The sequence below is a fragment of the Marinobacter sp. F3R08 genome (assembly GCF_018860425.1).
Classification (GTDB): domain Bacteria; phylum Pseudomonadota; class Gammaproteobacteria; order Pseudomonadales; family Oleiphilaceae; genus Marinobacter.
The window spans coordinates 159,533-178,501 of record NZ_JAHKPI010000025.1 but is presented as its reverse complement, the minus strand read 5'-3'; the positions used below and the strand labels follow the sequence as shown (position 1 = coordinate 178,501).

The 18,969-nt window shown below is 55.3% G+C and carries 19 protein-coding genes; 3 read left to right on the top strand and 16 right to left on the bottom strand.

What is annotated here, in order from left to right; all coding sequences use genetic code 11:
• Positions 1-86: 86 nt before the first annotated feature.
• From KO499_RS16205 to KO499_RS16145, 13 genes are all read right to left on the bottom strand, one after another.
• A complete protein-coding gene (locus KO499_RS16205) occupies positions 87-833 on the bottom strand; it encodes a sulfite exporter TauE/SafE family protein (RefSeq protein WP_215984804.1) in 747 nt (248 codons plus the stop codon).
• A 130-nt stretch (positions 834-963) separates the two neighbouring features.
• Positions 964-2,454, bottom strand: a complete 1,491-nt coding sequence (putP, locus tag KO499_RS16200; protein ID WP_215984803.1) for a sodium/proline symporter PutP — start codon at positions 2,452-2,454, stop codon at positions 964-966.
• 301 nt (positions 2,455-2,755) lie between these two features.
• Positions 2,756-3,535: an AraC family transcriptional regulator gene (locus KO499_RS16195; protein WP_215984802.1), complete on the bottom strand. Its 780-nt coding sequence runs from the start codon at positions 3,533-3,535 to the stop codon at positions 2,756-2,758.
• 98 nt (positions 3,536-3,633) lie between these two features.
• A complete protein-coding gene (gene tmk, locus KO499_RS16190; protein ID WP_215984801.1) occupies positions 3,634-4,269 on the bottom strand; it encodes a dTMP kinase in 636 nt (211 codons plus the stop codon).
• Positions 4,270-4,271: 2 nt separating this feature from the next.
• Positions 4,272-5,315: an endolytic transglycosylase MltG gene (mltG, locus tag KO499_RS16185; protein WP_215984800.1), complete on the bottom strand. Its 1,044-nt coding sequence runs from the start codon at positions 5,313-5,315 to the stop codon at positions 4,272-4,274.
• Between the two features lie 5 nt (positions 5,316-5,320).
• Entirely contained in the window at positions 5,321-6,139 is an 819-nt protein-coding gene (locus KO499_RS16180) for an aminotransferase class IV (protein ID WP_215984799.1), read from the bottom strand.
• A gap of 8 nt (positions 6,140-6,147) precedes the next feature.
• Positions 6,148-7,395, bottom strand: coding sequence for a beta-ketoacyl-ACP synthase II (gene fabF / locus KO499_RS16175; protein ID WP_215984798.1), 1,248 nt, complete (start codon positions 7,393-7,395; stop codon positions 6,148-6,150).
• Between the two features lie 130 nt (positions 7,396-7,525).
• Positions 7,526-7,759, bottom strand: coding sequence for an acyl carrier protein (gene acpP, locus KO499_RS16170; protein ID WP_012136033.1), 234 nt, complete (start codon positions 7,757-7,759; stop codon positions 7,526-7,528).
• A gap of 135 nt (positions 7,760-7,894) precedes the next feature.
• Positions 7,895-8,638: a 3-oxoacyl-ACP reductase FabG gene (fabG, locus tag KO499_RS16165; RefSeq protein WP_215984797.1), complete on the bottom strand. Its 744-nt coding sequence runs from the start codon at positions 8,636-8,638 to the stop codon at positions 7,895-7,897.
• 18 nt (positions 8,639-8,656) lie between these two features.
• Complete coding sequence (gene fabD, locus KO499_RS16160) at positions 8,657-9,595, bottom strand: ACP S-malonyltransferase (RefSeq protein WP_215984796.1); 939 nt, start codon at positions 9,593-9,595, stop codon at positions 8,657-8,659.
• 112 nt (positions 9,596-9,707) lie between these two features.
• Positions 9,708-10,709, bottom strand: a complete 1,002-nt coding sequence (plsX, locus tag KO499_RS16155) for a phosphate acyltransferase PlsX (RefSeq protein ID WP_416240401.1) — start codon at positions 10,707-10,709, stop codon at positions 9,708-9,710.
• A 43-nt stretch (positions 10,710-10,752) separates the two neighbouring features.
• Entirely contained in the window at positions 10,753-10,932 is a 180-nt protein-coding gene (gene rpmF, locus KO499_RS16150; RefSeq protein WP_048495018.1) for a 50S ribosomal protein L32, read from the bottom strand.
• A 100-nt stretch (positions 10,933-11,032) separates the two neighbouring features.
• Positions 11,033-11,587, bottom strand: a complete 555-nt coding sequence (locus KO499_RS16145) for a YceD family protein (protein WP_215984794.1) — start codon at positions 11,585-11,587, stop codon at positions 11,033-11,035.
• 139 nt (positions 11,588-11,726) lie between these two features.
• On the opposite strand from KO499_RS16145, the gene KO499_RS16140 reads away from it, so the two are divergent.
• Positions 11,727-12,344 carry a Maf family protein gene (locus KO499_RS16140; protein WP_215984793.1) on the top strand — a complete coding sequence of 206 codons (618 nt, stop codon included), beginning with the start codon at positions 11,727-11,729 and terminating at the stop codon, positions 12,342-12,344.
• Here the strand turns inward: KO499_RS16140 and KO499_RS16135 are convergent.
• The 3 genes from KO499_RS16135 to rluC are packed head-to-tail and all read right to left on the bottom strand — an operon-like array spanning position 12,341 to position 15,129.
• Entirely contained in the window at positions 12,341-13,384 is a 1,044-nt protein-coding gene (locus KO499_RS16135) for a S49 family peptidase (RefSeq protein WP_215984792.1), read from the bottom strand. The two genes, KO499_RS16140 and KO499_RS16135, sit on opposite strands and share 4 nt — an antisense overlap.
• A gap of 39 nt (positions 13,385-13,423) precedes the next feature.
• Positions 13,424-14,071, bottom strand: coding sequence for an HAD family hydrolase (locus KO499_RS16130; protein ID WP_215984791.1), 648 nt, complete (start codon positions 14,069-14,071; stop codon positions 13,424-13,426).
• A complete protein-coding gene (gene rluC / locus KO499_RS16125; RefSeq protein WP_215984790.1) occupies positions 14,068-15,129 on the bottom strand; it encodes a 23S rRNA pseudouridine(955/2504/2580) synthase RluC in 1,062 nt (353 codons plus the stop codon). The genes KO499_RS16130 and rluC overlap by 4 nt, the downstream gene beginning before the upstream one ends.
• Before the next feature lie 44 nt (positions 15,130-15,173).
• Between rluC and KO499_RS16120 the strand changes: the two genes are divergently transcribed.
• Entirely contained in the window at positions 15,174-15,482 is a 309-nt protein-coding gene (locus tag KO499_RS16120; protein ID WP_215984789.1) for a hypothetical protein, read from the top strand.
• Between the two features lie 240 nt (positions 15,483-15,722).
• A complete protein-coding gene (gene rne / locus KO499_RS16115; protein WP_215984788.1) occupies positions 15,723-18,968 on the top strand; it encodes a ribonuclease E in 3,246 nt (1,081 codons plus the stop codon).
• Position 18,969: the final 1 nt, after the last annotated feature.

Genomic DNA, 18,969 nt, shown 5'->3' with positions numbered 1-18,969 from the left:
CCAGCCCTCGGGCTGGCGTTTTTTTGTGAGACAGAAACGTTAAACCTGCTGCACCAGGTCTGGCCTGTCCAACCTCAATTCGGATTTCAGTACAGAATCAGCCTCAGAAGAATCGCTCCCACCATGATCAGGGTAAGAACCTTGATCCATTGCGCTCCTCGTTCGCTCATATTAACCCTCGTGGCAATGTAAGCACCGGTGACATTACCCAGCGCGAGCGTCAGCCCCACACCCCAGCGAACCTGATCATTGAGGGCGAACACAACAAGAGCCGCAAACGTAAAAGGCAATACAATAGACACCTTGAGTACGTTTACCTGGCGCAGGTCGATCTTGAGCACGTGGTAGAGCACGACAATAAACAGCACTCCAACTCCTACCTGAATGAATCCGCCATACATACCAACGACAAACATTGCCAGGTATATGGCCACACCCAGACGTTCAGGGGTTAACGGACGAGTATTCAAGGCGGGTTGCGGTAATAGCATAAAGACAGAAGCACCAATCATTGCAAGCACCAGGACCCACTCGAACACTGCGTCTGATACCCAGGTAGCAATCCAGGCACCCACCAGTGAGCCCAGAACCGCCGGTACCGCCAGATGCAACGTAACAACAAGGTTGCCATGCCCCATCCTGTAGAAGCTACTCACGGCCATCATACTCTGCAGCGTTATGGCTACCCGATTGGTACCGTTAGCGACCTGTGGCGGCAAACCCAGAAACATCAACAACGGCAGAGTCAGCATTGAGCCGCCAGCTGAGAGTACGTTAATAAATCCGGCGATACCGCCGATCGAAAGAAGAGCAAGAACTTCCAGGACAGTCACTCATTGAACTCCGTGGCGAATGGCAAAGTCGTCGTGAAAGCGGCGACAGAATCAACGTCATTATGACCAAAAAAAGGACTCCCGAAGGAGTCCTTTTTTAATATTTGAAACGCGCTTTGCGGGTTTCTCTTTACCGCTCGATATGCTGATACTCACCTGCATCCGCAGTGAGGCTGCTCACAAGCAGAATAGCTATCATAGAGGCAATGAACCCTGGAATGATCTCGTAGATACCTGGGCCACCCATAAATGAACCGTTCCAGCCCAGGGAAATCCAGATCATAACGGTCGCCGCACCAACTACCATACCAGCGATAGCGCCAGCACCGTTTGTGCGTGACCACATCAGCGAAAGGATAATCAGTGGCCCAAAGGCAGCACCAAAGCCTGCCCAGGCATTAGACACCAGCGCCAGAACCTGAGAATCGGGATCGGAAGCAATAACGGCAGCAACCAGACCGACAAGCACAACACACACCCTGCCGACATTCACACATTCTTTGTCGCCAGCCTCTTTACGCAGGAACAGACGATAGAAATCTTCTGTCAGCGATGAAGAAGACACCAGAAGCTGACTGGAAATGGTACTCATCACCGCAGCCAGCAACGCCGCATAAAGGAAACCGGTAATCAGAGGGTGGAACAGGAGATCCGACAGGATGATGAAAATGGTTTCAGGATCCTGGACATCCATTCCATTTCGGATGGCGTAGGCGCGACCAAACACACCCAGAGAGATAGCGCCGATCAGGGAAATCAGCATCCAGCTCATACCAATATTTCTGGCAACAGGCACATCCTTCAGCGTGCGGATTGCCATAAAGCGCACAATAATGTGTGGCTGACCAAAATAACCGAGCCCCCAGGTAACCGCAGACAACCAACCAATAAAGGTCAGCCCTTCCGTCCAGGACAGCAGGGTGGGATCAACGTCATTCAGAGTTTGTGATGCCTGGGCAAAACCGCCACCGCCTTCACCAAAGAGCACAACCGCTGGCATGATAACCAGCGCCAGCATCATAATGCAGCCCTGAACAAAGTCGGTCATGCTCACCGCAAGGAACCCGCCAACAACGGTGTAAGCCAGAACCACGCCCAGCGTAATCACAATGCCTACGGCGTAGTCACTCAAGCCCCCGAAGTTGAAGATTCCGGAAAATGCGCTTTCAAACAGTTTGCCACCGGCAACCAGGCCCGATGCGGTATACACCGCGAAAAAAATGACGATAACGATCGCCGAGACAGTGCGCAGGGACAGCGCCTGGGTCGGGAACCGGTTTGCCAGGAAAGACGGTATTGTAATCGCGTTGCCGTAGTGAACAGTCTGTTCACGCAGGCGTGGCGCAACCAGCGTCCAGTTAAAGAACGCCCCAACGAGCAGGCCAATACCAATCCAGGCCGACCCCAAGCCAGAAGCAAACAGCGCCCCCGGAAGCCCCAGAAGCAACCAACCACTCATGTCAGACGCGCCAGCTGAAAGCGCTGCGACCTTTGGACTGAGGGCTCTCCCACCCAACATGTAATCCTCGGATGAAGAGGTAGCTCTGCGCATGGCATAAACGCCAATGGCGATCATGAGCGCAAAATATGCAAATAGACTGATCCAAACACCAATAGCCATAGGGCTCCTCCGGTTTAATGAGTCGGAATTGATCCGCTCTCAAAGCGCACAGCTGACCAAATGCCAACTTGCGGTACTACTCGTTTTTTATTCCTGAATTCCCTCTCAATTGGAGCACTAATCTTCCTTGTAATGACTCCCTGAACCTGAGTTCGCAACAAACAAATGCATCTCTCGCCCCCACGCGTGAGTGAGCGCCGTCTCAAGTCGCTATAACTTAGTATTAGTACTGACCATAGGCTTACGAAATCCTACGATTCTTTTGCACAATCCTACGGGACTGCGGAACTAGCAGGTCAAATCAGGCGACACGGTCACCGATTTGCAATCTTGATGGTGTTGTCCCTTTGTATTTCCTGAAGGCATTTGTCAGGGCACTTTGAGACGAGAAACCGGTTCGGTAGCTGATTTCAGATACTGTAAGAGTCGTTGTTGCGAGGAGATGGGTGGCCTGATCAAGACGTGTCTGTAACAGGAACTGGTGCGGCGTTATACCTGCCACTTCCCTGAACACCTCATGAAAACGGCTGACACTGAGGCAAGCCTCTCCCGCCATATCTTCAACGGTAATCTTCCGGTGGAGGTTTCTGAGAATATAATGACGAACCGTATCGGGACTGATCGAATTCCTGTGTGAGGTAACGGACTGGCCATCCGTGATCCGGTCAGCCATGCAGTACAGAATGCTCGACGCCAAGTGGCGACGCAGAGTGATATGCTCGGGCGCCCGGTCGAATTCACCAGCGGCGAACTGGACAAGACCATGCAAACGACTGTCCATCTGCAAGGTTCGGGGCTTCTCGAAAACCCGCATCATGCGCTCATAATCAGCGTGAGCCGGGGTGTTGATGGCGGGAGTCAGCGGATCAAGATTGATGACCAGAACATGATTTTTGTCATTACCACAATAATCGTGTCGGGCATCTGTCGGCACCAGGCAGGCTTTCCAGGTATCCAGATGAGCCCCTGCCCCATCAATGCTCAAATCAGCCTCACCCCGCACGCCAATAACGATCTGATGATGTTCATGCCGGTGCTGGTGCGCGGCCATGGGAAGCTTGAGAAGTTTCGCGTTAACCATTGAGATCGCCAGCGTTTAACTGAGAATGTGCCTCAATTAAAGCAGAACATTACAGAAAGTGCACGAATGGGACAGAACACCAGGACGAACGCCCCCCTTCAGAGAGCACCGGAACGACTTGCCCACTGGCAAAACAGTCGCTCAATCTGTTCCGTGACCTGGTCCAGTGGGCGTGCGGCATCAATCACGCAATACTTCTCGGGTTGTGCAGCAGCCCGCGCAAGATAGGTATCTCTGATTTTCTGAAAGAAATCCCTGTGTTCCTGCTCAAAGCGATCAAGTGCACCTCGCCTTCGCGCCCTCTCCATCCCGGTGTCCACCGGGGCATCCAGCAAAATTACGTGGTCTGGACGTATGTCACCCTGGACCAGGGTTTCAAGGAGAGCAATGCGTTGCTCCGGAACACCGCGCCCACCGCCCTGATACGCAAACGTTGCGTCGGTGAAACGGTCGCAGAGAACCCATTGCCCCCGATCAAGCGCCGGCAATATCCGCGTATGCAGGTGCTGAGCCCTGGCTGCAAACATCAGCAACAGCTCTGTAATTTCATTCACGGGTTCATCCCGGGTTGCCAGAAGGAGATCCCGAATGGCCTCAGCCATGGGCGTGCCACCTGGTTCACGGGTTACCAGTACATTCACACCCAGGTTCTCGAGAGTCTTGGCGGCATTCGCTAACTGGGTGGATTTGCCAACCCCTTCGGTGCCCTCAAACGTGATGAATTGTCCTCTCATGCTCACTCTCCACCCTGCTTAACCGAGGAACGGTAATCCTCACGGCGATTAAGCTGGAAGTCACGCACAGCCTTCTGATGTTCCGCCAGTGTGCGCGAAAATTTATGGGTACCATCACCACGGGCAACGAAATAGAGCGCATCTCCATCATCCGGATGAAAACTCGCATGAATGGATTCACGTCCGGGCAAAGCGATGGGGGTTGGGGGCAGTCCGTTGATTCTGTATGTGTTGTACGGTGTGTGGGTACGCAGATCCTTACGCCCGATACGCCCCTGATAACGATCACCCATACCATAAATAACCGTCGGATCGGTTTGCAGGCGCATTCCCTTCTGAAGGCGTCGAACAAAGACCCCTGCAACCTGGTCACGCTCTCCAGGCGCACCCGTCTCGCGTTCCACGATAGAGGCCATAATCAGAGCTTCATAGGGATTTTGATAAGGCAACCCGTCTTCCCTTTCAGCCCATTCCTCAGCCAACACCGATTCCATACGGTCGAAAGCACGTTTCAAGAGATCCAGATCGGACTCGGTGCTGGTAAAGGCGTAGGTATCGGGAAAAAACCGCCCCTCAGGATGCTCTCCCTCTGCACCGACAGCCGCCATGATCTGTTCACTCGACCAGTCACCTGTCTGCTTTTGCAATCGCTCCGCGTTGGCCAGAGCTGCCCTCATATCCTGAAATGTCCATCCTTCGATAAACTGCACATACCAGTGTTTGGTATCGCCGGAGACCATGATGCCGACGATGTCTTTAGAACTCATGCCATCACGGAATTCGTATTCGCCAGCCTTGATTCGGGTTTGCTCAGGCTCAAGTCGACCATAGAGTCTGAGCCACAGCCGGTCAGAAACCAGACCTTCAGCCTCAAGACGACCAACCACTTCCGTGAAAGACGAACCTTTCGGGACGTGAAAAAGCAGTGGCTCTTCGAGCTCGACTGGTTTCTCAAGGCCTTTCAGGCCTTGCCATACCCACAGACCGGTTCCCGTTGAAATCAGGACAGCTGCACAAAAACACGCAAGCAATAACTTCTTGAACAAACGATTTATTCCAGTGTTTCGAGAGGATTGAAGATTGTCGCAAGTCCGCTATCGACAGGCAAATCATGACCGGCGATTGTGCGAACAGGAACAATTCCAAGAACGCTATTCAGAAGAAACAATCCATGGCAATCCGGACCCAGGACATCGTCTACGGCCACCGGTCGCTCCGTCACCTTTTCCCCGCGCTGCCTTAGCCGTTCAAGCAACCATTGCCTGAGAACGCCGGCAACCGCAAGGCTGGACGCTGGCGGCGTGACCCAACCATCAGTCTTCCGAAGCAGTATATTGGTACGGGTACCTTCCACCAGGTTGCCCTCACGATCAGCCATGATGACCTCAAAAAGGGACGCTCCGAGCTCAGTAGCGGCCAATACCTGCTCAATCCGGTTCAGAGATTTGATACCTGCCAAAAAAGGGTTAACAGTCAGAGGAACTTTCGAAAAATCAATTACCTCTCCGTCAACATCCGGCATCGGAGGCAAGGGGGAAGCCGACACCAGCAGGTTTGGCTCCATTCCGGGAGAGGGCCGGTAACCCCGGCCACCACTCCCCCTGGTCAGAGTCAGTTTTAGAATCCAACCGCCTCCATTGAATTGACCGGCAAAGCGCTGCGCCGCTTCAATACAAACATTCGCGAGATCCCCGCGCGAAACCCCGATGTCCAATCGACCGGCATCACGAACCATGCGCTCCAGGTGTCGGGAAAGCAGGACTCCTTTCTGATCAGCCATGCGGATCGTTTCAAACAACCCGTCACCATAGGCCAACCCCCGGTCATCACCCGGGAGCCCGCCCTCATCGGCCCAGAATAAGCGAAACACGGGCAGGATCAGCCTTCGTAACGGCGGAAAATCAGGGTTCCGTTGGTACCGCCAAACCCAAACGAATTGGAGAGCGCTACCCGCACATCGGCCTGTCGGCTCTTGTGGGCAACGAAATCCAGGTCACATCCCTCATCAGGACTGTCCAGGTTGATGGTTGGCGGCAAGACTCCATCACGTATCGATAATACGGAGAAGATTGCCTCTACCGCACCAGCCGCACCGAGCAGGTGTCCGGTCATGGATTTGGTACTGCTCATAGCAAGCTTTTCAGCATGGTTACCATATACGCTGCGTACAGCTGCCACTTCCGCAATATCGCCCACCTGTGTAGAAGTGCCATGGGCATTGATATAGTCAATGTCTTCCGGTTTCAGACCGGCGTCCCGGATAGCGTTGGCCATGGAGCGGGCCGCGCCCTCTCCATTTTCCGGCGGCGCAGTAATGTGATGGGCGTCATCGCTCATGCCAAAGCCAACGACTTCGCCATAAATGGTGGCCCCCCTCTGCCTTGCATGCTCAAGCTCCTCCAGAACGACCACCCCGGCACCATCGCTGAGGACAAAGCCATCCCGGTCCTTATCCCATGGCCGACTGGCCTTCTCTGGCTCATCATTTCGGGTGGACAGCGCGCGGGCAGCTGAAAAGGCAGCCATGCCGGTCCGAGTGGTCGCCATTTCCGAGCCACCGGCAAGCATGACCTCGGCATCGCCGTAGGCAATAGTCCGGGCCGCATAACCGATATTATGAGTGCCGGTTGTGCAGGCGGTTACAATGGCAATATTGGGGCCGCGATAGCCAAAGCGAATCGCCGCATTACCGGAAATCATGTTGATAACCGAGGCCGGCACAAAAAACGGCGAAACCTTACGGGGCCCGGATTTGTCCATCGTGAGAACACTTTTCTCAATGTACTCGAGACCGCCGATGCCGGAGCCAATCGCGATACCCACGCGGTCCCTATCAAGCCTGTCGAACGATTCCAGTCCACTGTCGTCCACCGCCTGCTGGGCGGCAATCAGGCCATAATGAATAAATGCATCGAGTTTTCTGGCGTCCTTTGGCGAGAGGTAAGACTCCATATCCAGATCCCGGATGGCCCCTCCGATCCTTGTGTTATAGGCAGACGCATCAAAGCGGTCGATCATACCAATCCCGCTCCGTCCGGCCTGAATAGCTTCCCAGGACGACGCCACACTATTGCCGACTGGAGACAGCATACCCATACCTGTAATGACAACTCGCCGTTTAGCCATAACCTGTTGCACCTGAAATTGTCCGAATGAGTCTGAACGCAGATTGAAACTTATTTTCAGCCAATAAAAAAGCCGTCCCTCGATGTTTCACAAGGACGGCTTTTTGCCTAGCTTACTTAATTGCAGAGTATCAGGTGTGTGCGACGATATAGTCGATCGCGTCCTGAACACTGGCCAGCTTCTCGGCTTCCTCATCTGGAATCTCGGTTTCAAATTCCTCTTCCAGTGCCATTACCAGCTCAACGGTGTCCAGTGAGTCAGCGCCAAGATCCTCTACAAAAGAAGATGAGTTCTGAACTTCGGACTCTTTAACGCCCAGCTGTTCACAAACAATCTTCTTCACGCGCTCTTCAACTGTACTCATAATGTCCTCACTTTGTATGTCAACCAAGCAACTCTAGTGCTGGCAGTTTAGTTTAAACCCCACCTGCAAACAAGCAGGGATTCTGTTAAACATGTTGTGCGACAAGGAGTTGCGCACAAGCCCCTGTGCGGGGCCTTATCCCATGTACATTCCGCCGTTCACGTTAATGGTTTCACCCGTCACGTATCCGGCTGCATCTGATGCCAGAAACGCAACCACAGCTGCCACTTCGTCCGGCTCACCCAGACGACCCGCGGGTATGATTTCCAGCATAGCTCCGCGCTGCTTGTCGTCCAGTTTTTTTGTCATATCCGTATCGATAAATCCAGGAGCCACGCAATTCGCGGTAATCCCCCGATTCGACATTTCCTTGGCAAGACTTCTGGTAAAGCCTTCAACTCCTGCCTTTGCGGCACAGTAGTTGCCCTGCCCCGCATTGCCCATACCGGCCACAACGGAACTGATATTGATAATGCGGCCCCACTTAGCCTTTGCCATCCCCCTGAGTACCGCTTTACTGGTGCGATAGACGCTGGACAGGTTGGTTTCCAGAACCGAGGCCCAGTCATCATCCTTCAATCGCATCAAAAGATTATCACGGGTGATACCCGCATTATTGACCAGGATCAGGGGCGCACCGGATTTGTCCGAGAGCTCCTTCAGGCCCGACTCAATGCTCGACGGATCTGACACGTCCATGACCATGCCGTAGCCTTTGTAACCAGCCGACGTCAGATCGTTGGTAATAGACTCGGCACCGGCAGCACTGGTCGCTGTTCCGATGACTTCGGCACCCTGTGCAGCCAGCGCACGGGCTATCGCCTGGCCAATACCGCGGGTTGCACCGGTTACCAGTGCAGTTTTACCTTCCAGAGACATGAATAACTCCCTTTCGTTTCAGGACTGACTGAAGGCATCCAGCGCCTTCGCCAGCGAATCCGGGTCTTCGATACCATGAACCGTCAAGGCCCGGTCGATACGTTTGGTAAGCCCTGCCAACACCTTACCGGTGCCACACTCGACAGCAACTTCAACTCCGCTGGCAACCAGCGTGCGTACAGAATCCGTCCAGAGCACCGGCGAATAGAGTTGTTTGAGCAGATTGCTCTTCAGTGTAGCGGATTCAGTCTCGGCGACGGCGTTAACATTCTGTATAACAGGAATGACAGCATCATTAAAACGCACATCTTCCAGCGCTTTCGCCAGTTCCTCCGCAGCACCTTGCATAAGCGCGCAGTGAGAGGGCACGCTGACCGGCAACGGCATGGCCTTGCGAGCCCCTTTTTCCTTACAGATTTCGATGGCACGCTCAACCGCTACTGCCGAACCGGCAATGACCACCTGACCGGGGGCATTGAAATTGACGGCAGAAACCACATCACCCTGAGCAGCAGCCTCACAAGCTGCGATAACGTCATTGTCCTCCAGACCCAGGATAGCCGCCATTTTTCCCTCTCCGGCTGGCACCGCGTCCTGCATGAGCTCGCCGCGCAGACGAACCAGCTTTACCGCTTCCACAAAATCGAGGCTTTCTGCGGCGACGAGGGCGCTATACTCTCCCAGACTGTGACCTGCGAGGAAGCTCGGCGTGCCGCCACCAGCCACAAACCACTGCCGCCAAAGGGCCACGCTGGCCGTAAGCAATGCCGGCTGGGTAATCATGGTCTTATTTAGTTCTTCGGCCGGTCCTTTCTGGCACAAATCCCAGAGGTCGTAACCAAGTACATTGGACGCTTCGGCGAACGTTCTGTTGATAATGGGCCAGGCCTCCGCGGCAGCCGACAGCATGCCCACCGATTGCGACCCTTGTCCTGGAAAAATAAATGCTGATTTCATAAGCGGAATCTTATCGTCATTGGTTGGTTACGTGAGATTAGCCAAAAGTACAACTTAGGCCAATTATCAGGGAATGCGGGGCAAAACCGGGACAGACTTTAGTCTCAGGCTGTCAGAGCATGAGATCGTCGAGGCGCTCATTGATACGGCGAGGTACTTCCAGCTCTACCTCTCTGACGGCCTGCCGTATAGCTGATAACATGGCCCGATCGTTAGCATTTCCGTGACTTTTAATCACCACACCCTGGAGCCCGAGCAGACTGGCACCATTGTGACGGGAAGGGTCCATCAACTGCAGAAGCCGGCCAATAATCGGCTTTGCCAACAGTCCCACCAACCTGCTGTAAAGGTTTCGCGTAAATGCCTGCTCCATCAATTCCATGAGCAAACCCGCAACACCTTCACCGGTTTTGAGGGCAATGTTTCCGACAAAACCATCACAGACAACCACATCCGCCACATCGCGGAACAGGTCGCTACCTTCCACATAGCCGATGTAATTGACAGTGTCACACTGAGCCAGCATGTGAGAGGCCAGGCGGACCTGCTCATTGCCCTTGATCTCTTCCTCACCAACGTTCAGCAAGGCGACCCTCGGTTCCGCCTGACGGCAAATAGCTGATGCCATCAGGGAACCCATCAAAGCGTACTGATACAGGTTCTCGGCGGTTGAGTCGACATTGGCACCAAGATCGAGGACATGGCAACGCCCTCGTAACGAAGGAATCAATTTGGCAATGGCGGGGCGCTCAATGCCCGGATACATGCGGATGAGGGTACGACCGAAAGCCATCAGAGCGCCGGTATTGCCAGCACTAACACAGCCCTGAGCTTCGCCATCGCGAACAAGGCTCAGAGAGATGGCCATAGAGGAGTTTCTTTTATGGCGCAGGGCGTGTGACGGGCGCTCGTTCATACGAACAACATCGGCCGCCTCCACAATTCGGATTCTGGCGTGCCCCTCACGCAACAAGGCCTCAAGCTCGCTCCGGATTCCGACCAGAACGATGCTCAAGGCCTCGTTTTCTCGCACCGCCTGGAGCGACGCTGCAACCACCACAGCGGCTCCGCGATCGCCACTCATGGCGTCAATCGCGATGGTGACGGGATTCACCGTACTGCCATCCGATTCGGGGCGGTGCATAGCGGCAACGAGATTACTCGTCGCGTGCTTCGATTACCTGCTTACCACGGTAGAAGCCGTCCGGAGAAACGTGGTGACGACGATGAACTTCACCGGTGGTTGCGTCGGTGCTCAGAGCAGCAGTGCTCAGAGCATCGTGTGAACGGCGCATGCCACGCTTGGAACGGGTCTTTCGGTTTTGCTGTACAGCCATGATTATGCTCCTGACCTGTTAACGTAAACTTTGTCTTGCTGAATAAGTAACGTCTGTTCGTTGAATGTGCGCCGGCTTCCTGTGGGACACCCGCGCCCGGTTAATGTTTTGTCTTTTTGAGATCCGCCAGAACACTGAACGGGTTCTCACCCGACGTTCTCACCGGCTCGGCGGCAGAGCTGTCGGGCTCATAAGCTTCCAGATCTTCCCGGGCCGGACATTCGTCCCGATCATGAAGCGGAAACGGTGGCAGCACCAACAAAAGCTCGTCTTCCACCATCGACCAAAGATTTGCTGTGAAATCATTGGTCAGAAAAGGCTCAAGCTCTTTTGGTAGCTGCTGCGCCTGTTCATCGCTGGTTACCAGCCCCAGCGTAAACCGGGAAACCAATGTTGTACTCATGGCACCCATGCAACGCTGGCACTCTAACTCCACCGGCGCTTCCAGTTCACCCGAAACAACGCGGCGACGCTCGCCGTCCATAAAGAACGACAGTTTTACCCGGCACACAGCCCCTTCCGTGAACCCGAAGATGGCTTCGCAAAAACGGCCAAGCCCGCTGATGGGAACGACTCCCTCCAGTGTGCTGGCTTGCTCTGCCAACCGATAAGGGTCAACAGATTTGGGCAATTCGGCGTGTGACGCATTTGACATAGGCGCGCAATTTTAGGGGCGCAGCCCGCTACTGTCAAAGACTTCGTTGCTTTTTACACGGGGGTTCCGGTACAGATAGGTGTAATTTACGATAACCACCCCCCGGATACACTGCCCTAACCCTTACAGGATTCCATTGATGAACAGAAAACCAATTGTACTGGCTTCCTCATCACCGTACCGAAAAGCTCTACTAGATCGCCTGGAGCTGCCGTTCATTTGCGCCAGCCCGAACGTCGACGAGACAGCACAGCCGGGAGAGCCCGGAGAGGCGCTGGCCACACGACTGGCCGAAAGCAAAGCCCGTGCACTGGCACATCAATTCCCGGGTCACTGGATCATCGGCTCCGACCAGGTCGCTTGCCTGCCGGATGGCTCGGTTCTCAGCAAGCCAGGCAGCCACGAGCAGGCAGCAAACCAGTTGCGCCGGAGCAGCGGAAAAAGAGTAACCTTCCTGACCGGCCTCGCCCTGCTTGACGTGGATTCCGGGAGACTGGAACTCGCCTGCGAGACCTACAACGTCCAGTTCCGGGATTTAACCGCCGAAGAGATCGAAGCGTACCTGCTGCGGGAGACTCCCTATGATTGCGCAGGGAGCTTCAAGATGGAGGGCCTGGGCATTACGCTGTTCCGCGCACTGGAAGGTCGCGATCCGAACAGCCTCATAGGACTACCCCTGATCACCCTGAACGACATGCTGGTGCGGTGGGGCCGGAATCCTCTACTGGAACGCCGCCCCATTACCGAACAGGCCTAACGAAGCTCCAGGCGGGACTCGATCAGCTGGCTGGCGACACCTTCACCGAAAGCGACACCCAGCTGGTCAACAATGCCCTGAAAAGGTGACTCCCGACGACTGTAGTCGACCAACTCCTCCTGCCCGATTATCTGACGAGCCACATGCGATGCACTGCCAAGGCCATCGACCAGACCCATCTCAACGGCCTGCTCGCCACTCCAGACCAGGCCGCTGAACAAGCGCTCGTCATCGGCCAGGCGATCACCCCGCCCCTGCTTCACCGCTTCGATAAACTGCTGATGGGTATTCTCCAGCACACTCTGCCAGAACATCACCTCTTCTTCCTGTTCCGGAGAAAAAGGGTCCAGAAAAGCCTTGTTCTCACCAGCTGTATACAGCCGGCGATCCACACCAACTTTCTCCATCACATCCGTAAACCCGAAGCCACCGGCCACAACACCAATGGACCCCACCAGGCTCGCACGATTGGCGTAGATTTCATCCGCCGCAGCGGCGATATAGTAGGCCCCGGAAGCGCCGATATCCGAAATAACCGCATACACCTTCTTATCCGGGTACTCGCCCCGCAAACGCTTTATCTCATCGTAGACATAGCCCGACTGAACCGGACTACCGCCAGGACTGTTAATCCGCAGGATCACGGCCACAGAATTAGGCTCCTCAAACGCCGCACGCAAGGACCCTACAATATTGTCCGCACTTGCCAGCTCGTCCGAAGCTATCGGCCCCTCGATTTCCACCAGCGCAGTATGCTCACCTGCCATGCCGTCAAGGGAGTCGCCAAGAGGCACCTTGAACATGAACAGCAGTGCAATCAGATAACCAAAGGTCAGAAACTTGAAAAAGATCCCCCAACGCCGACTGCGGCGCTGCTCTGCCTGCAGCGACATAACCAGCTTTTCGATGAGCTTCCAGTCGCGACCGGACTCCGGTGGAAGTTTTGGCGATTTACGCCCCAGCAACGGCCGGCTTTCCTTTTCAGGCTCTACAGGCTTATCACCCCATTCCGGGGACTTATCAGATTCCCAGTCACTCATGCACGCATCCTGTCTGCAACGTCAACGAATTCGATCTGCTTACAACCCCAGAACTCGACGAAGGTCGGGCACAGAATCAACAATGGCGTGCGGGGAGTACTCGCCCAGCACATCCCGCTTATGCACACCCCACTCAACCCCGATGGATGGCATACCAATACGTTGAGCCATTTCCAGATCGTAACGGGTATCACCAATCATCACCGCCTCAGCCGGCTCAATGCCGTAGAAACGCATAATTTCTTCAAGCATGGTCGGATCAGGCTTGGAACGGGTTTCATCGGCGCATCGGGTTATTTCGAAATGAGCACCGAGCCCGCTGGAGGCCAGGGCAAAATCCAGCCCCCGCCGACTCTTGCCGGTGGCAACGGAACAGCTACGCCCGGAGCCTCGCAGGTCAGCAACCACATCGGCCATACCGTCAAAGATATTCTGTGGCGTGGTGACCTTGCTGAAAAAATAGCGACCGTAACCTTCCCGAATACTGTTCATCTCGTCCCGGCTGATCCCCGGATATAGCTTTTCGAGCGCTTCAACCATACCAAGGCCGATGATATCCCGGTAGGCCTCACGCTCCAGAGCCGGGTAGCCCAACTCGGTTGCGGCCTGGTGCAGACTGTCAGCAATGTGTTCTACGGAATCCACCAGGGTTCCGTCCCAGTCAAAAATAACCACTTTGACGTTCATTGACCTGTTCCTTTGCGACGCCCGGAAAGCTTCCGGATCACGTCGTTAAATGCATCGTCGTAAGGTGCCTCGAGGCGCATGGGCTCGCCAGAAACCGGCAAGCTAAACTCAAGCGCCCTGGCATGCAGCATTAATCGCTGACCGCCAATTGCCCGGAAAGCCTTGAGGCTGACATCATCCATATACTTGTCATCACCGGCAATCGGATGCCCCGCCCAGGCACTGTGGACCCGAATCTGATGTGTACGTCCGGTAATCGGGGAGGCTTCAACCAGGCTGTACCCCGCGTAACCATCGAGGCAGCGGAAGGTCGTCAGCGACGCCTTGCCGGACTCATCCACCTTGACCCGGCGCTCGCCGTTGGGCATTTCGTAACGCAGAAGGGGAGCATCAACCCGGTCGACACTTGCAGACCATTCGCCGGCAACCAGCGCATGATAGCGTTTCCGAATGCGCTTTTGGCGCAGTTCATCCTGCAGATAGCGCAGCGCTGATCGCTTTTTCGCCACCATAACCAGTCCAGACGTATCACGATCGAGACGGTGCACAAGCTCCAGAAATTTTGCCGACGGGCGGGCAGAACGCAACACCTCAATCAACCCGAAGCTCAAACCACTGCCGCCGTGGACGGCAATCCCGGATGGCTTATTGACGACCAGCATCTGATCGTTTTCGAAAACCACAGCAGACTCCATAACCCCTTGCACCCGCGAACCGGGAGCCGCCTGCTCAGGCTTTTCCTTTCGCGTTACAGGAGGAATCCGCACCTGATCCCCAGCCTTGAGCCGGGTGTCGGGTTTTACCCGCCCCTTATTGATCCGGACTTCGCCCTTTCTGACAATCCGGTAAATAATGCTCTTGGGCACACCTCGAAGCTGGGCCAGCAGGAAGTTATCCACTCTCTGCCCCTCATTGTCCTCATCCACAGTAACCCACTGAACACCCTGACGAACCTCGCCCCGCGGAGCCTCTTTCTCTCGCCCCCCTGCTCCTCTTGACCGGGCGGCACTTCCGGTCCTGACTTCAGCTGTTTTTTTGCTCACGGGCTTGCGCGACATGAAGTCCCCTAGGTGGTGGCGTAACTGCAGGATTGAACGGCTGCGTGAATACTGTTATATTCCGGCGTGATCTGCCGTTTGTCTACGGCCTGACCAACTCAAGTCAGAAGCCGGAGCGGCAGAAGTATACCGACACTATTCGAGAGTTTGAACGCCGTGCACCCAATCACTATCGGGATCGGCGAGAGAAATACTCCCGGAGGACCAGGACAGATCTTAAGAAGACTGCATTCTGTACCCGGGATAAGGAAAACCGCGCAGAAAACCGCGGGCGACATCGCGAAGAATCATTGCCACCCAGGGCCGGGCCGTCCAGCATACGAATACGACGTGAGACCCAGGCACCTGAGTGAACCTGAAAACGGATAACATGCGTCAACAGACACGAACCTTAAACGACCTCTCCCTGCCCACAGGCAGACGGATCGTCGGCATTGGTCACAGACCGAAAGGATCACACCCCCAAAGGGTCTGATTCGTCTGGCCGCCGGTCCTCTCTGATGTAACAGGGCCCGCGGAACGCACATCCTGCTTCGCTGATGCGAACCCCTCTGGTTTTCTGTCAAATTAAACGACAGGAACTCTTTCTTTCCATGAAAAGAATGCTCATCAATGCAACTCACCCTGAAGAGTTGCGCGTTGCTCTGGTTGACGGCCAGCGTCTGTTCGACCTTGATATCGAATCCAGCTCCCGGGAGCAGAAAAAAGCCAACATCTACAAGGGCCGCATTACCCGGGTTGAACCCAGCCTTGAGGCCGCCTTTGTAGATTTCGGCGCCGAGCGCCACGGCTTTCTGCCGCTGAAGGAAATCTCCAAGGATTACTTCAAGAAGTCCCCCGGACAGATCGAAGGCAAGATCAACATCAAGGATGTGGTTTCCGAAGGCCAGGAAGTCATCGTACAGGTCGATAAAGAAGAACGTGGCAACAAGGGCGCAGCCCTGACCACCTTTATTTCTCTGGCAGGACGCTACCTGGTGCTCATGCCCAACAACCCTCGTGCCGGCGGCATTTCCCGTCGGATTGAGGGTGAAGAGCGGGCCCAGCTCAAGGAAGCCATGAGCGATGTCCAGGTACCAAAATCCATGGGTATCATCGTTCGTACCGCTGGCATTGGCCGCAGTACCGAAGAACTTCAATGGGATCTAGATTATCTGGTGCAGTTCTGGGAAGCCATCACCCAGGCAGCCGGCGAGCGCAAAGCACCCTTCCTGATCCATCAGGAAAGCAACGTAATCATCCGTGCAGTTCGCGACTACCTTCGCCAGGATATCGGTGAGGTTCTGATTGACGCCAACAGCGTGTATGAAGACGTTCTGAATTTTGTTCGCGCGGTCATGCCCACCTTCGAGAACAAGATCAAGCTGTACAAGGATGAAATCCCCCTGTTCAGCCGGTACCAGATCGAAGGCCAGATCGAGACCGCATTCCAGCGGGAAGTGAAACTGCCTTCCGGCGGCTCCATCGTAATCGACCCTACCGAAGCACTGGTCTCCATCGATATCAACTCTTCCCGGGCCACAAAGGGACAGGACATCGAAGAAACGGCATTCCAGACAAATCTGGAAGCAGCCGAAGAAATAGCCCGTCAGCTTCGCTTGCGTGACATGGGCGGCCTGATCGTCATCGACTTCATTGACATGACACCGGCCAAGCACCAGCGGGAAGTCGAACAGAAAGTACGTGAAGCCCTGGAAATCGACCGGGCCCGGGTTCAGGTTGGCAAGATCTCCCGCTTCGGCCTACTGGAGATGTCCCGCCAGCGTCTGCGCCCCTCTCTTGGCGAAACCCGAAGCGAGGTATGCCCCCGCTGTGAAGGTCAGGGCACTATTCGCGGCATCGAATCCCTCGCCCTGAGCATCATGCGCCTGATTTACGAGGAATCTTCCAAAGACAAGACGGGTGAAGTACGGGCGGTGGTACCTGTGTCGGTCGCCACTTTCCTGCTTAACGAGAAACGCAAGCAACTGGCAGACATTGAAGCTCGCCAGGAAGTCAGCGTGGTGGTGGTTCCGGTACCGCACATGGAAACACCACACTTCGAAATCATCCGGATGCGTCAGGACGAAGCAACGCCCGAGCATATTGCAAGTCACCAGGTGGCTCAGGAATACAGCGAGCGTGAAGAAGAAATATTTGAGGCCCCTGCCCCTGAAAAGCCGGCTCGCGAGCAAGCTGCAGTAAAAGCCATTCGGCCCAGCGTGCCTGCCCCGACGACCGCAAAAATTGAAGAAACAGCCGATCAGGAAGACGGCCTGTTCCGCCGACTGGGACGCAAGATTGCCGGCCTTTTTGGTGGAGAAGAAGAGCAACCGTCAGAAAATCGTGAGAAAAGCAAAAGCCAGCGTGACGATCGTCGCAACCAGGGCCGTCAGGATCGCCGCAAATCCCGCGTAGCCCGCGAAGGCGAGCAGCGCTCAGGCAGCAACCGCAGTGGCAGCGATCGGCGCCAGGGCGGTCGTAATGAAGAGAACCGCGGACGTGGACGCAGCAACCGCGGTGATGACCAGAACCGTGGCAACCAGAATCGCCAGGGCTCAGATAACAAAACCCCTGATAACCGCGGGAGCGATAACAAAGGCGGAGAAAACAACAGCTCTGACAATCGCCGCGATAATCGTCGCGACAATCAGGGCCGGGGCCGTAACAAGCCTCAGCGGGATCAGAAGGACAACCGCGATCAGAAAGATCAGGGCCCGCAGGATAATGCCGCCAAATCCGGCACAACTGACAAATCCGGCTCTGACGAGAAGCGCCGCAAGCCACGTCGCCAACGTAACCGTGACGGCTCGCCATCTGAAGCACCGGCCTCTTCACCAGCGGATCGCAAAAGTGCTCGCAGTGAAAAGCACCAGAAAGACACCCAGCCGGAAAAGGGTCGTGACGATGTGAAGCCGGAGGCAAAAACCGAAGCAGCTAAGCAAACCGTCACCAAAGCGCCCGGAAAGCCCGAAGCCGGGGCAGAAACAGCACCTGCAACCAAAGAGGCGCCCAGAACAGCGGTTGCTCAGGAAGAATCCAGAAAGGAACTGAAACCTGAGCAGGCATCCTCAGACAAGGCACCTTCAGGCAATAAGCCTCAAGCGCAGTCGGAAGAGCCCCCCAAAACCGCAGAGAAATCCCCGGAGAAAGCGGCAACGGGTAAAGCTAACGCTGACAAGCCTGCAGACGCAGAACCCGCCGGGGCTGGCAAAAGCACGGGATCTCGTCAGAAATCCGACGATAAAGTCGAAAAGGCTGCCACAAAAACTCAGAAACCAGCCAAGGAGCCAGTCTCTGCCAAGAACCCGGACGACGCTGGCGAGCAAAAGCCGGTAACTGACCAGGCTGACAAAAAAGAGGCTGCTATCAAACCAGAGGCAGAGCCCAAGGCAGCGCCCGCGCCTGCAGCGGAACAAGCGCCGAAGGCCAAGACGCAGCCGAAAGAACCGAAAGCCACTCCAGTGGCAGCTGCCAAGCCTGACGTTGCGACCACGGGCGACAAGGCCGAACAGCCAGCGGAGAAACCAGCAACCGCGAACCGGACGACACCGAAAGCGGAAACTGAAACCAAGCAGCCGGAACCAACGAAGACCGATTCCGGGAAGGCTGAGCCTACCAAAGCCGAGCCTAAGAAGGCCGAGGCTGAGAAGGTCAAGCCTGCCAAAGCAGAGCCTGAGAAGGTCGAGACTGAGAAAGTCGAGAAGTCTTCCGAGCCAGAAAGCAAACAACCGGTTTCGTCAGACGAAACGCCGGCAACCGACGTTCCGGTGACACCGGGCCGCGCCTATAACGACCCCAGAGAGGTCCGGAAGCGCCAGAAGGCTGCGGAAGAGGCCAAAAATGCCGGGAGTAACTGAT

What these genes read in the sequence shown, in the direction of transcription:
- putP (WP_215984803.1), bottom strand. Translation starts at nt 2,454, where the DNA reads ATGGCTATTGGTGTTTGGATCAGTCTATTTGCATATTTTGCGCTCATG.
- KO499_RS16195 (WP_215984802.1), bottom strand. Translation starts at nt 3,535, where the DNA reads ATGGTTAACGCGAAACTTCTCAAGCTTCCCATGGCCGCGCACCAGCAC.
- tmk (WP_215984801.1), bottom strand. Translation starts at nt 4,269, where the DNA reads ATGAGAGGACAATTCATCACGTTTGAGGGCACCGAAGGGGTTGGCAAA.
- fabF (WP_215984798.1), bottom strand. Translation starts at nt 7,395, where the DNA reads ATGGCTAAACGGCGAGTTGTCATTACAGGTATGGGTATGCTGTCTCCA.
- acpP (WP_012136033.1), bottom strand. Translation starts at nt 7,759, where the DNA reads ATGAGTACAGTTGAAGAGCGCGTGAAGAAGATTGTTTGTGAACAGCTG.
- fabG (WP_215984797.1), bottom strand. Translation starts at nt 8,638, where the DNA reads ATGTCTCTGGAAGGTAAAACTGCACTGGTAACCGGTGCAACCCGCGGT.
- fabD (WP_215984796.1), bottom strand. Translation starts at nt 9,595, where the DNA reads ATGAAATCAGCATTTATTTTTCCAGGACAAGGGTCGCAATCGGTGGGC.
- rpmF (WP_048495018.1), bottom strand. Translation starts at nt 10,932, where the DNA reads ATGGCTGTACAGCAAAACCGAAAGACCCGTTCCAAGCGTGGCATGCGC.
- KO499_RS16145 (WP_215984794.1), bottom strand. Translation starts at nt 11,587, where the DNA reads ATGTCAAATGCGTCACACGCCGAATTGCCCAAATCTGTTGACCCTTAT.
- KO499_RS16140 (WP_215984793.1), top strand. Translation starts at nt 11,727, where the DNA reads ATGAACAGAAAACCAATTGTACTGGCTTCCTCATCACCGTACCGAAAA.
- KO499_RS16135 (WP_215984792.1), bottom strand. Translation starts at nt 13,384, where the DNA reads ATGAGTGACTGGGAATCTGATAAGTCCCCGGAATGGGGTGATAAGCCT.
- KO499_RS16130 (WP_215984791.1), bottom strand. Translation starts at nt 14,071, where the DNA reads ATGAACGTCAAAGTGGTTATTTTTGACTGGGACGGAACCCTGGTGGAT.
- rluC (WP_215984790.1), bottom strand. Translation starts at nt 15,129, where the DNA reads ATGTCGCGCAAGCCCGTGAGCAAAAAAACAGCTGAAGTCAGGACCGGA.
- rne (WP_215984788.1), top strand. Translation starts at nt 15,723, where the DNA reads ATGAAAAGAATGCTCATCAATGCAACTCACCCTGAAGAGTTGCGCGTT.